Annotated in this window: 13 protein-coding genes; all 13 read left to right on the top strand. The window is 44.6% G+C overall.

The window, feature by feature from the left end; genetic code table 11:
* Positions 1-15 precede the first annotated feature (15 nt).
* Positions 16-1,269 carry a phage major capsid protein gene (locus tag CXL14_RS18820; RefSeq protein WP_061574002.1) on the top strand — a complete coding sequence of 418 codons (1,254 nt, stop codon included), beginning with the start codon at positions 16-18 and terminating at the stop codon, positions 1,267-1,269.
* Positions 1,270-1,295: 26 nt separating this feature from the next.
* Positions 1,296-1,511, top strand: coding sequence for a hypothetical protein (locus CXL14_RS18815; protein WP_061574003.1), 216 nt, complete (start codon positions 1,296-1,298; stop codon positions 1,509-1,511).
* On the top strand, positions 1,508-1,783 hold the full coding sequence (locus CXL14_RS18810; RefSeq protein ID WP_061574004.1) for a head-tail connector protein: 276 nt from the start codon (positions 1,508-1,510) through the stop codon (positions 1,781-1,783). Before CXL14_RS18815 ends, CXL14_RS18810 begins: the two co-directional genes overlap by 4 nt.
* Positions 1,776-2,078, top strand: a complete 303-nt coding sequence (locus CXL14_RS18805; RefSeq protein ID WP_061574005.1) for a phage head closure protein — start codon at positions 1,776-1,778, stop codon at positions 2,076-2,078. Before CXL14_RS18810 ends, CXL14_RS18805 begins: the two co-directional genes overlap by 8 nt.
* Positions 2,071-2,412, top strand: coding sequence for a hypothetical protein (locus CXL14_RS18800; RefSeq protein ID WP_061574006.1), 342 nt, complete (start codon positions 2,071-2,073; stop codon positions 2,410-2,412). Before CXL14_RS18805 ends, CXL14_RS18800 begins: the two co-directional genes overlap by 8 nt.
* On the top strand, positions 2,412-2,822 hold the full coding sequence (locus tag CXL14_RS18795; RefSeq protein ID WP_061574007.1) for an HK97-gp10 family putative phage morphogenesis protein: 411 nt from the start codon (positions 2,412-2,414) through the stop codon (positions 2,820-2,822). The genes CXL14_RS18800 and CXL14_RS18795 overlap by 1 nt, the downstream gene beginning before the upstream one ends.
* 20 nt (positions 2,823-2,842) lie before the next feature.
* A complete protein-coding gene (locus tag CXL14_RS18790) occupies positions 2,843-3,466 on the top strand; it encodes a major tail protein (RefSeq protein WP_061574008.1) in 624 nt (207 codons plus the stop codon).
* Entirely contained in the window at positions 3,466-3,837 is a 372-nt protein-coding gene (gene gpG / locus CXL14_RS18785; RefSeq protein ID WP_061574009.1) for a phage tail assembly chaperone G, read from the top strand. Before CXL14_RS18790 ends, gpG begins: the two co-directional genes overlap by 1 nt.
* Positions 3,838-3,911: 74 nt before the next feature.
* Positions 3,912-4,040: a hypothetical protein gene (locus CXL14_RS20560; protein WP_254926344.1), complete on the top strand. Its 129-nt coding sequence runs from the start codon at positions 3,912-3,914 to the stop codon at positions 4,038-4,040.
* A gap of 12 nt (positions 4,041-4,052) precedes the next feature.
* Entirely contained in the window at positions 4,053-8,288 is a 4,236-nt protein-coding gene (locus tag CXL14_RS18780) for a phage tail tape measure protein (RefSeq protein WP_095060970.1), read from the top strand.
* 7 nt (positions 8,289-8,295) lie between these two features.
* The gene (locus CXL14_RS18775) at positions 8,296-9,126 is read left to right on the top strand and encodes a phage tail domain-containing protein (protein ID WP_061574011.1); all 831 of its coding nucleotides are present in this window, start codon (positions 8,296-8,298) and stop codon (positions 9,124-9,126) included.
* A 21-nt stretch (positions 9,127-9,147) separates the two neighbouring features.
* Positions 9,148-11,025, top strand: a complete 1,878-nt coding sequence (locus CXL14_RS18770; RefSeq protein WP_232789961.1) for a phage tail protein — start codon at positions 9,148-9,150, stop codon at positions 11,023-11,025.
* Positions 11,026-11,029: 4 nt separating this feature from the next.
* Positions 11,030-13,606 carry a peptidase G2 autoproteolytic cleavage domain-containing protein gene (locus CXL14_RS18765; RefSeq protein WP_101287891.1) on the top strand — a complete coding sequence of 859 codons (2,577 nt, stop codon included), beginning with the start codon at positions 11,030-11,032 and terminating at the stop codon, positions 13,604-13,606.
* The last annotated feature ends 13 nt before the right edge of the window (positions 13,607-13,619 follow it).

Genomic DNA, 13,619 nt, shown 5'->3' with positions numbered 1-13,619 from the left:
CGGGAGGAATCACACATGGATAAAATCAAAGAGATTCAAGCGAAAATCGAAGCAAAAGAGAAAGAAGGAAAGGAGCTTGTCAAGGCTAAGAAATTTGATGATGCTGAGAAAATCAAAGCTGAATTAGATGATCTTAAAAATGAGCTTAAAGCCGAAATCATGTTCATGAAGGATGATGAATCACACTCCTTAGTTGCACAAGCGAACCTCTTTTCATCCGCGGAGGCTCTTAACAGCGGGAGGCAAAACGGACAAACAGTTGCATCTTTCGGAGGGGCACAACCGGAAAAAAAGCTGAGTGCTTCTAAAGAATATCTAAACGCCTGGGCGAAGGATTTACGCGGCGACAAGCTAAATGAACAAGAACGCGAAGTTTTTGACAAAGTAAATAATGAATTTCAGGCAGCTTTCACACACACGACTGAAAACACAGGGATTTTAATTCCTGACACGGTTGCAGCGGGTATATGGAAGCAAATTGAAGAAGATCATCCATTATGGGACGATGTGACGACAACAAGAATCAAAGGGAACCTATCTTATACTAAAGGCCTTGGAGCCACAAATACAAAAGATTGGTATGACGAGGCAACGGAAACAGAAGATACAGAATTACAATTCGGAGAATTAAATTTAACTGGATGCGAGCTTTCTCGCTCTGTGAGCCTTTCTTGGAAGCTGCGCGCGATGGCCGTCGAGGACCTTGTACCGTATGTTCAAGAGCAACTTGCTACGTTATTGGGACAGGCGCTTTCATATGCAGTATATAGCGGAAAGGGCAAACCAAGCGGAACTGAAACATTCAAGCCGGAGCCGCAAGGAATTCGGACGGCACTTGCTGCTCAGGCCGAGAAGCCACAAATAGAAACTTATACATCTCTCAAATATGAAAACTTGACTGCAGCAATGTCTAAAATTCATTCGAAATATGCAAATGGCGTGACTTTTTATGCCGACAACAATACAGTGTGGAATGTTTTAGCGAATTTGGTTGATCAAATGGGCCGGCCTTTATTTGTCGCTGATGTTACGACTGGCGGGGTAGGCCGCATTTTTGGCCGAACTGTCAAAGTAGATGCGTCAATTGACGAGGGAGAAATTTTGCTTGCCAATCTTGGACAGGGGTACAAAGCAAATGTTAACCAAGACATTTCTATTGTTACAGATGAGCACGCGAAAAAACGAAAAGTCGAATATGTCGGGTATGCAATTGTTGACGGTGGCGTCATTGACGAAAAAGCATTTGCAATCCTGACAGATGAAGTCTAATAAATAAAGAAAAGGGGGCTTAAACGATGTATAAGGTCATTGTCCCTTTCCGGGATAAAACAACCAAAAAGCGTTACGAAAAAGGCGATACTTTCCAGAGTGATGACGCGGAGAGAATCGCCTTTTTAATTTCAAAAGGAAGGCTTGAACAGCCCTTAACAGAAGAAGCGGCTGAACAGAAACAAATAGAAAACAAAGACCAAAAGGAAACCAAGACGAAAGGCAAAAAAGGCAGCAAGTGATGTTTGAATCTGTCAAACGGTCACTAAGAATAACACATAGCTTTTTGGATGATGAGATTCATGAGCTGGTAGCAGCAGCCCGACAGGATTTAGTTCAGTCGGGCGTTTCTGCTTCTAAAGCCGAAAGTGAAGAAGACCCTTTGATTAAGAGGGCCGTTATCACTTATTGTAAAGCGAATTTTGGCCTATCAAACGTTGATTCTGAGAAATATCAGCGGTCATATGACATGTTAAAGAATCATTTAGCGTTAGCGAGTGATTACAATGTATAGCGACGTAATAGAGCTGGTAGGCGTTGTTAATCTCGGTGAGGATGATCTAGGTCAGGAAATAGAAAAAGAAGTGCCTCGGCAGGTTTTCTGTGACAGAAAGAGCATACCGCAAAATGAATTTTTTCAAGCCGGCATAAGCGGAATAAAAGCGGCTCATATGTTTGAAGTGTCTACACTGGATTATCAAGACGAAACGAAAGTACGTTATAACGATAAAATCTATTATGTTTATCGTGTGTATGAGAAAGCAAATGAACGAGTTGAATTATATTGCGAGGTGAAGGCGCGTGGCTAACAGCATCTCTTTAAGTGAACTTCATAAGAGGCTAAAAACTACAGGCATTCCAGTTTCTTATTCCCATTTTAAAGTTTCAGATGGAAAGCAGGCCCCACCCCCGCCGTACATTCTGTACTTCGAAACGGAAACCTTTGGTTTTTACGCGGATAACAAAGCATTTAAAAAGATTAGAGCTGTAGAGATTGAGCTTTACACAGTTTCAAAAGACTTAGAAAAAGAAGAGTTAATCGAAAAACTGCTGGAAGACGCAAATCTATCTTACCAACCAAGTGAAACGTTTATTGAAGCTCAGCAAGTCTTTCGAAGAACTTATGAAGTGTGGGTAAGTTAATGAGAATTTCTGCACAAATGCAAGGAATTGACGAGGCAATTGCGCGGTTGGAGCGAGCAGGAAAGGACATAAAAAAAGCACAACCTAAAGCTCTGCGAGCTGGGGCGAAGATTCTTGCAAAAGCAATGAAAGACGAAGTGAATGTTTCGAATATTGATCACGTGCACGTGAAAGATGACATAAAAGTCCGTCAAACACCTAAACGAAACCGCATCTACCCGGATGCGGTTTCGTTTGATATTGGGCCAGGTAAAGAAACAGCCTGGCGCGCAAAGTTTAACCATGACGGGTACATTGCGAAAAATGGGCGTTATGTGAGCGGAAATCCATTTGGAAGCAAAGCCTTTAAAGCTAAAAAGAGCGCTATTAATCAAGCTGTTTTAAGAGAGCTTCAGCGAGAACTTAGATAATAAGAATGGAGGAATAACATATGACAACAGTTATGGTAGGTTTAGAGAATCTTGTATACAGTGAATTGACGGAGAAGGGAAAGGATTTTTCCTATGGTCCGGTAAAACCATTTGCGCCTGCATGCGGGGCGAAGGTGGATACAAATACAGATTCTTCAACTGTTTACGCAGACAACGGCCCTGTTATTGTCCTTTCATCTACAGGAGAAACAAAAGTGACAATTGAAACAACCGAAATCCCGCAAGATGTTTTAGCATTTATAACAGGCCAAAAGTTGGTTGACGGGGTTATTGTGTGGAGACAAGATGCGGTCCCTCCTTACATTGCCCTAGGGTTCACCGGCACAAAAGAAGACGGGAATGTCCGTCATGTGTGGCTTGTTAAAGGCCGTTTTTCTATTCCGTCTACTGACTGGAAAACAAAAGAAGATAAACCCGATCCGCAAAAAGAAACAATCGACGGGACTTTTGTTCAACGTAGCGATAAGGTCTTTAAAATAACCGGTGACAGCAGCACAGAAGGCTATGAAAAATACCGTGATATCTTCTTTAAAGAAGTATTTGATGTGAAACAACTCGATAATGTAGAAAGCGAAACATCCAGCAAAGTAAGCACAACTAAAACAAGCGGAGGTGCTGCGTAATGTCTAAACCGTTAGAAATCACATTGAGAATAGATGGACAAGACCGAACTTTTCATCAAGAATTTGTGATGTTAAAGTACAAACGAAAGGCGTTAGAAATTGAGCTGGATGCCCAAAAAGGAGATGCTGAAGCCACGGAAATTGAATCGCGGCAGCTCAACCTTATATGGGAAGTATTCGGGAAGCAATTCACCAAAAAGCAGCTTGAAGAGGGTCTAAACGCAATTGATTACCATGATGTCATGTACAATATCATCGGTGTTGCCCTATTGGGCTACCCGACAAAGGAAGAACTCGAGGCAAGGAAAGAAGAAAATGATCTGGGAAAGTTAGTCGAAAAACTGATGAAGGAGCAAGCTCAAAGCCAGTAAAGGGAGTTACGCTGGAACAAGCATACGGCAAGATTAAAACACTTTATTTGCAGTTTATGCGTCAAGGATGGTCTATGTCTCAAATTGATGACACCGACTATCCTTTTTATATTGAGCTCCTTAATCATGTGCCGGAAATGGAAAGCGAAGAAAAGAAAGAAGAAGCCAAGCCGAAATATGTGCCAATAGACAAAGTATTCTAAGGAGGGGAAGCCGTGGCAGCCAGTGAAGTAACAAATATGATTATGCGTTTAGGTTTTGATGACGGCGGCACATCTGCGGGCATTGAAAACGTGGCCGAGAAAATGGCGCTTGTCAGAAGCAGCATGAAAGCTACAGCTTCCCAACTTGGAGCCTTTGGTGATGAGTCGGATAAACTCAGGCGCAAGCAAGAAGACCTTTCCCAGCTCTATGAATTGCAAGGAAGCAAGGTTGACCAGTTAAAGAAAAAGTATGAAGTATTAGCAAAAGAAAAGGGCGAGAATTCAAAAGAGGCTCTACAACTTGCGCGAGTAATTAACAACGAAATCACTCATTACAATCAACTTGATCGCGCTTTACGCTCAACTACTTTGGAGATTAACACCAACAATTCAGCGTGGACTAAAGCAGGTAAGAGTCTGCAGGAGTATGGCGAACGCATACAATCAACTGGCAGCAAAATAAAAACTGTTGGAACCGTTGGTTTTGCCGGGATTACGGCTCCGGTGGCTGCCCTTGGAGTTATGGCAATTAAGTCGGCGAACGACGTAAAAAAAGCGCAAGGAACCATACAGGCACAAATGGGCCTCACCAAAGAAGAAGCCGAGAAATTAACGAAGGCGGGCACAAACATTTGGAAAGAGGGTTTCGGGGAGAACGTCGGCGAGGCTACGAGTGTTATCAGTATTGTTCGACGAAACATTAAATCCCTCGGCGACGCGTCGGCCGAGACGGTCGAAAAAGTCACCAAAGACACAATGACGATCGCGGAATCATTTGATCAAGAGGGAAACGACATCACGAAATCAATTAATGCTATGCAAAACTCTTTTGATAATCTTTCCGTGGATCAATCTATGGACATGATTACGTCCGGCTTCCAAAAAGGCCTAGACTATTCCGGAGAGTTTTTGGATTCTATTAACGAGTATTCCAATCAATTCTCAGCAGCGGGCTTTTCCGTCGAGCAGATGTTCTCTATTTTCGAGGCAGGGGCGGAAACCGGAGCCTTCCAACTTGATAAAGTCGGTGACCTGGTCAAAGAGATGAACATCCGTCTGTCAGACGGCAGCGCAGGCGACGCGATAAAGACGTTATCAAAACATACGCAAAACCTTTATGCCGAGTTTAAAAAGACTGGTAAAGGCGGGGATCAAGTATTCACCGCCATCATGAAAGATATTGACGGCATGTCCAACAAAAGTAAAGCGTACCAGGCTGGACAGGCCATTATGGGAACGCAGTTTGAAGATTTAGGACAAAAAGGCGTTTCAGCGCTTGCGAATGTCAAAAATAGTTTCTCTGACGTAGAGGGAGCAACGAAAAAGGCAGGGGAATCCCTACGAGATAACCTGAGTGATCGGGCCGTTAAAGCTTTCCGGGAACTACAAACCAACCTTATACCGGTTGGGGAAATTCTGATGGACAAACTGGAGCCAGCCTTGCAGAAAACCGGTGAAGTAATTGGCGATTTTACAGAATGGTTCCATAACCTTTCACCATCCATGCAGAATACCGTGGTCATCGCTGGACTGGTGGCGGCCGCATTTCCCCCGGTTGTAATTGCATTGGGGGCGGTTGTCTCAAGCGTTGGAAAAGTAGTCGGCGCCATCGGGCGGGGTACGGCTGCATTCGGCCGATACCGTGCGGAAGCAGCTCTGACACGCACTTCTACTGCTCAACTTGCTGCGGCCAATGCTGCGGCATCCGTAAGCCTCGCCAAAACCAACACGGCCGTTACTCGTAATACCAAGGGCTTAGGTGCTTTACGCGGAGCCTCAACCGTAGCGGGCGGCGCAATGACAATGTTCGGCGGAAAATGGGGCAGTGTATTAGGCATAGCAACCATGTTTTTGCCTGAAATCTTAAAAGGCGGAAAGTCACTTTTAAGCTTTGGCGGAAACGCGTTAAAGGCTGGATCGGCTGCATCCACATTGGGAACGGGCGCAGCACAGACGACAGGCCGATTTGCCAGTTTAGGAGGCAAGGCGCTGGGCCTTGTGAAAAACTTCGGCAGTGTGGCAAGAATTGCGGGAGTGGCCCGCCTTGGGTTCAGTGCGCTGGGTGGCCCCGTTGGTCTTGCGATAACCGGGGTGTCATTACTTGCTGAAGGCGGATATAAGTTGTATAAGCACTTGAAAGAAGAGCAGATCCCGGCGCTGGACAGTTTCGGAAACAAAGTATCTGAATCGACCACTAAAGCCGTTCTCGGTTATAAAAACTTGAACGATAAAGCGACTGAACAGCTAAACTTGCTGAATTGGTCAGGACAAAAAGTATCGAAAGAAGCCGCGGCCAGTATCGCCAAGAATTTTAGCGATATGGGAGATAAGATAAAAACCAGCATTCAGACCAAAGGGAACGAAAGTTATCAATCGCTGAGTCAATTTCTTGCCAGCAGTAAAACCTTGAGCAACAAAGAACAGCAGGCCATTCTGGACAACGTGAAAAAGAAACAGGATGATCAAACGAAAAAAGTCAACGATGCACAGAATCAGATCAAAGCTATTTTGACCAAGGCAAGTAATGAGAAACGTTCTTTGACCAAGGGAGAACAAGAAAAAATCAATTCGATTCAAAGGAATATGATGAACACGGCCGTAAAAACAATGAGTAAAAATGAGGCTGAACAGAAAATGATCTTGGGCCGGCTTAAAAACGAATCTGCAAATATCACAGCCCGGCAAGCTGCTGACACAATCAAAAACAGCATAAAAGCCCGTGACGGCTCCGTGAAAGAGGCAAAAAAGAAGTACAACGAGACAAAAAAAGCAATTGAATATGAAAGGGACGTCACCGGCTCTATCAGTAAAGAACAGGCTGATAAAATGATTAAAGAAGCCAAGCGACAGAAGAGGGATTCCGTCGCCCAAGCCGAAAAAATGCACAAAAAAGTCGTTGCAGAAGCAAAAAAACAAGCGGGTGAACACGCTGACGAGATTAACACCGAAACCGGTGCTGTTAAGACGGGCTGGGATAAAATGATGGATAAAGTAGGAAGCGCATGGGACTGGATCAAAAATCTTTTTTCTGGCGGAGAAAAGAAGTCCAAGCCCAAAGAATCTGCACCTAAAACGGCGGGCCGGTCATTGGGCGGCGCTCAAAAAGGAGCGTACGCAAAAGGGACACCATCAAGCGGTCACCCAGGCGGCCTTGCCATTACGAGCGAAAAAGGCCGTGAATTGATTCATGAGCCGGGCGTTGGTACGTACTTATCAGGCGATAACGGTCCCGAAGTGCGAAACCTCCGGCCAGGTTCTTCTGTCCTTCCGAATCATCACACCGAACGCTTGTTGAAAACTTACGGTTTCCCTGGTTATGCAGGAGGCGTAGGTAAATATTTTGACTGGATCATCAAAGGATCAAAGTTTTTGTGGAATAAAGCATCTGGTATGTTTGGCATTTCTGATCAAATGATACCGAACTGGTTCACCAAGAACAGCGGAAGCCCATTGAAAGCCATTGGTTCCCTCGCGCGAAAAGGTGTTGACAGCCTCATGGGTTCCGTCGGCTCATTTTTTACTGGTGGTGGCGGTTCTGCTGCCGTCAAAAAATGGGTTGCTCAAGCGTTAGCGATAAAGGGCCTCGGTGCTCAATATGCTGGCGCATTGGAAACCATAGCAATGAAGGAGTCGGGCGGAAATCCTAATGTCGTAAATAGATGGGATTCGAACTGGAAAGCAGGCCACCCATCACAAGGGTTAATGCAGTTCATCCCAAGTACCTTTAATGCCCATAAAGAACCGGGTCATGGGAATATCAAAAACCCTATTGACCAAATTCTTGCGTCTATCAACTATTTGAACAGTAGATACGGCGGGATCTTGAACCATCCCGGGCTTGTTTCAATGGCACGCGGCGGCCCATACGTTGGTTATGAATCGGGCGGCACGTCTCCGGGGGCAGGGGGGATGAAGCTTGCTGCTCTCAATGAACGGGGATATGACGAGCACATTATAACGACTGATCCGAAATATAGGGAGCGCAGTATTGGAATATGGGCGAGGGCAGGCCAAGAGTTGGGGGTTTCTGCTTCGAGTCTTCCGCAGCTTCCTTCAATCGAGCCAATCACGCAGCGTCAAGACAAACAAATTGCATTACTGCAGGAACAAAACAGCTTTTTAAAGACCATTGTTACGTCTGTCCAAAACGGCATTACCGCGGTCGTGGACGTTGACAAAATAGGGCAGGCAGTCGGGGAAAGATCGGAAAAAATTCTCAATCAGAAATTGCTTTTACAAGGAGTTTAGTGATTCTATGAAAGAATTAGACTTAATATTAAGTGACGGTTCATTATTAAGCGAGCGCCTTGAGGGTGTCTCGCTTCTTTCATTTAGACCCGCAGCGCCAAAATACGAGTGGAATACAACGTTTACCCACCCTTTGAGGAATGGGATATTGATGCCGAAGAGCAAGAATAAAGGGCGTTTTACTGAACGAAAAATTCTGATCAAACTATATATCGAGGCTCGTAATTCACAACATTTTCATCTCATTAGGGATGACTTATATCGGTTGTTCACCGGAAAAGACCCTTTCTATATCGGGTATACGTATCAGCCGAATAAAAGATGGCTGGTCACCGGGCAAGAAGATTTTTTCGTTGAGCAGGATGGTTCTCGCACATATAAAGAGCAGGACATCACCCTTACCGACATTCAAGGTTTAGCAGAATCCCTGTATGATACGTCACAGCCGGTTAAAGCCGGGGAAAGATGGAGCCTTAACATGATAAAAGGAACCGATAACCCTGTCTATTCCTTCAAAAATAAAGATCATTTTGAGGTGTATAACTTGGGGGATGCTGACATATCTCCAATTGATCATTCCTATAACGTGGAAATGTATCTGGAGGGGAAAGACATTCAGATTGTGAATGAAACGACCGGGGACAGCTATACAATAATCGGCAGTCAATCAAAGAAAAACAAGCTGACGATACTTAAACATTACACGTTGAAAGGCTCTACTATCATCGGCACAAAGGGAGCGTGCTTCCCTCCGTTACAGCCCGGGAAAAATAAAATAAGAATTATCGGAGCCACATACAGTGAAATTAAATTTATCATGCATTTTTATTACAAGTAAGGATGATGCGTTTTGAATGAAATGTATGTCATGGACAGGCTGACAAATATGTCATATGAAATAACGGACGCTGACCCGTTAATAACGGACCGAATAGACGGAACAAAAGATTTATCGTTCTCTCTGCAGCTATTAGAAAACAATGTGATTCCCTTCAATGCAATTGTGGGGAGAAATTTCATTGTCATTGACGAGATAAAGCATAAAAAGCAGCGCTATTTTATCAATTCTCCCACCCTGAGTCAGTCAGGCGAACAGCTGAACAAAAGCGTAACAGCAACACATATTTATGTTTTTCGCCTTGGGCGGCACTACAGAAGCGAAGTATTGTCCGGAAAAAAGTTTTTACAAGATGCCTTAACGTTTGCACTAAAGGGAAGTGGGTTTACTTTTGAAATTAAGCCTGACGCTCAAAGCATCCCGGCTCAAAAGCTTGATAATTTTGGGAATAAGTATTCGTTAGAATTGATGACCGATATTATCACCATATATCAAATTGAGCTGGACGTTGATAACACTCACATTTACGTTTATAAGAAGATGGGTTCACAGCTCAAGAAAAAGTTACATTCCGGTGTGAATTTGACCTCGTTACAGATCACAACCTCAGAAGACAACACGTATACCCGTATTAAAGGTTACGGGAAAAAGAAGGAAGAAAAAGACATAAAGGGTGACGAATCCATTTCCTATGAGAAAAAAACTGGGGAATGGTCGTTTGACGCTGCTTTAAAGGCGGATGTAACCAAAAAAATTGGTGCTACATTCGCTTTTTTATTTACAGGAACCGGATTTGCTTTCAAAACGCTTGTTTCCAAGCTCGGTGGCAAATGGGAATTTAAAATTGACGGAGACCAAACAAAAACCATCTCTGCTTATCAAAATTCAGATCCCATCGAAAAAACGTTTGAAGTGGTTCGCGGACTGGATTCAAAGCAGCATAAAGTGGTTGCCACCTTCAAAGGGAAAGACAGCAAAAACCCAAACACGAAAGGAGCAAAAGGTGCGGCTCCGGTTATGTATCTATTACGGGGAAATATATTGGACATTTTCAGATCCTTTAAGAACGAGAATGAAGAATATGTTTTCCCGCCTGTCATTTATATTCATCCCAAAGAAAACGAGTATCTGGTAGAGGGGCAACCGTCTTGGGCGCCGGACTATTCGGACGACACAATTACAAAAGAGTCTGACATGCTGGAAGTGTTAAAAACAAAGGTTAACCCCTTTTCTGAAGTCAGTCATTCCGTTGATTACCATGAGGTTTTTGAGTTAATAGACATCGAGGAACCGGTATCGAAAGGCGATTCTATCAATGTGTATGCGGAAACAGCATTAAATGGCGTGACTTTTGAAGATACAATCCGAATTACTGCGGTTACTTACAACCCGAGAAATTTAACTCAGGCGCCCACCTTAACCATTGATGGAGGGAAGAAAACCCCGGAAGATCGCATGGCCGAAGAGAAGAAAAGGGCAAGGCAAACAGAGCGATCTATCAAGGCCATACAAAGCAATTATGAAGCTCAAATTTCAGCAATGAAAAGCGAGCTTCAGCAGGCAATTGCAAATAGTCAAACAAGTAAATACCCGCAAACGTTCCCGTATGCTCTTCAATTTGAGAATGGTATATGGTCTGTTTCTTCCGGTGCCTCTGTCTCCGTAGTGGGGAAAAAGCTCATTCTTTATTGTGATGATGAAATTCAGATCAAATATGTCTCTTCTGAAACCTCATCATTGTTAAAGCAGAAGGGCATTGCCGTTTCGGTAGATTATGAGGGAAATACGACGGATCAATTTGGGGTGTCATTTTATCAGAATGGGGAGCAAATAAACCCATCAGCAGTACCGGACCATGCCCAACTAACTGTCCTGATTAATGGATTATTGGAGGAATGAGAAAATGGTTTCACTAAATAAAAACCATACGATCGACCCTGCATCCCGCCTTGTCAGCACATTAAATGAAAATGCAAGGCTCGCAGAATCGGCCATAAATGAAAACAATGACAAATTATTAGCACACAAAAACGCGGAAGTCGCCCATACATCGGCACAGGTCGATCATGGCGGCTTTTCTGTTTCAAATCGGCTCACCAACCTTTTTGCGAGAATCACAAATTTAATTGTCAATCATGACGGAAGCGATGTAAAAGAAGTCGTCGACGCCCGGGTGACGACTGACGGAGAGATTGTGGCCACGGTGAAGGACCGATTAGATTTAGAGTTTAATAGGCTCAACAAAAAAATAAAGAGAGTTGTCAATGTGGATGACTTCGGAGCCGATCCGACAGGGGCAACGGACAGCACCGAAGCATTTAAAAAAGCATTTGGAAAAGGGAAAGTCGAGGTGAACATGTCAGCAGGCCTGTATGTCGTTCGAGGCTTGAAAATTCCTTCATGGGTTCGCCTTGTCGGTCAAGGTATCGGCGGCACATTTTTAATTTTAAGCGATGATGCTCCGGCCTCGGAATGGGTTATCACAAACGCGGACTATGAGAAAGGGAATCGAAACATTCACCTCGAAGGATTTTCAACCAACTGGAACCAAGAACGGCAGGGCGGTTTAAGGGCGACAGGCGGGCAGCATTCCACATGTGTTGCCTTTGCAAACACAAAATTTCTGTGGATCAAAAACATTGAAACGATCAATCCGGCCCTGCATGGGATTGATATAACAGCGCCTACCTATGACCATTTGCCGGATACTGACTATACAAAAGACGGGTGTAAGTATGTATGGATAGATAGCTGTGTCAGTACAGGATATGGGGATGACGGCATCACGACCCATTACAGTGAATACATTTTTATTTCTAACTGCCATTGCACCAACCCGACAGGCATCGCACACGCGGCGGGGCAGGCTAATTCAAACGGTATTGAAATTGATGATGGTTCTAAAAATGTGTGGTTGCTCAATAACTACACGGAAGGGAATATCCGCGGCGTTGAAGTCAAAGCCCATACAGAATGGCCGGCCTCTCAAAACGTCCATATTATCGGACACGTTTCTTTTCGTGATGTCCGTTCTTATGATTTGCGTCATATCGGGCACCACAAAGCAGAGGATCAGGAAAGCACCACAGCATTTAACGTCACTTTAACAGACTGTACAGCGATTGAACCCGTTTATAACGATCTGTATACCGGGGTTACCCCTCGCGCGCTTGTTGTTTCGGCCTATAGAAATGTGCAAATTGTTAATTTCACTGCGATCGGTGATCCTAATTATGACTACAAAGATCAGCCGGCCGTTGCCTTTCAGTATCGCTGCAGTAACATCACGGTTAATGGCATAAAAATGAAAGGCTTTAAGAAAGCGTCCCATGATATACGAGTCATCGGCGGCGCGCAAAAGGCTGATTTTGTGAAAATCTCCAATTTCGATATTTTCGATTCTGCGCCCGTGGGTATTGAGCTGGGCGGCGGTGTGTATCACTCAAATGTGATGAATGGGACACTGATCGGCAAAAACGGTTCAATAGGAATTAAGTCACCCAACAACCAGACAACCATTGTAGGCGTAGAGGCAGCAGGATATAAGGTTCCAGCTAAATTGGCCGGAAGGGAATACAGTACGGTTCCGACAAGAGTAAAAGGCGGATTTATGGGCGGCAATACTTCCGGGTCTGCCTTGCATGAAGCAAGCGCCATTTTGGCCGGTACAGGCGACAACGTCGCCAAAGGCCCCGCCAATGTCCTGCTGGGCATCCGAGGTGGCTCCACCACAGAGGGATCGCGTCAGGCGCTAATTGCCGTCAATAACTGTCACACAAAAGGCGAAGGCAATTCACGTGTCGGCTTGGCTTCAAACAACGTCACATTCAGAAAAAGTTACTCCGTGGGGGGCGGCTATGATGCTCTAAGATGGTTGATAGAATCCATTTCAGGTAACGCGACCTTTGCGGGCACTGTTACAGGCGGTTCTACCTTCTCAGATTACGGGGAATATTTCGAAAGCGAAGACGGCAAAGCCATTCCGACAGGAACACTCGTAGCGCTGCGGGGCGATAAAATAGCACCGGCCCAAGAAGGCGATGCGATTATAGGTGCCATTTCAGAAACGGCAGCCGTGGCGCTTGGGGAATCTTCTTTCCATTGGCAGGGCCGTTACTTACGGAATGAATTTGGCGGCCTGATTTACAATGAAATACACGTGCCATTCACAGACGAAAACGGGCAAAAACGAATTGAGGTTCGTAAGCTGCCAAAAGAAAACCCTGATTATAAGCCAAAGCTTGAAGACGAATATATGTCAAGAGCAGACCGGCCGGAATGGAACATTGTCGGACTGATCGGACAAGTTCATGTGAAAATAGATGCCTCTGTCCATGCTGGCTGCTCACTTAATGCGGTGAATGGCATTGGAACAAAGGCGGAAAATAGAGGGCATGGCATTGTTATGAAAATCACTACACCATTTGACGAGAAAATCGGGTACGGAATCGCCAAGGTTCTTGTATTCCCGCAGAATTAAGGAGGGAAGCCAC

This window comes from Bacillus sp. SJ-10 (genome assembly GCF_002843505.1).
Taxonomy (GTDB): domain Bacteria; phylum Bacillota; class Bacilli; order Bacillales; family Bacillaceae; genus Bacillus; species Bacillus velezensis.
The sequence above is the reverse complement of the archived record's forward strand: the minus strand, read 5'-3'. Positions and strand labels throughout refer to the sequence as shown.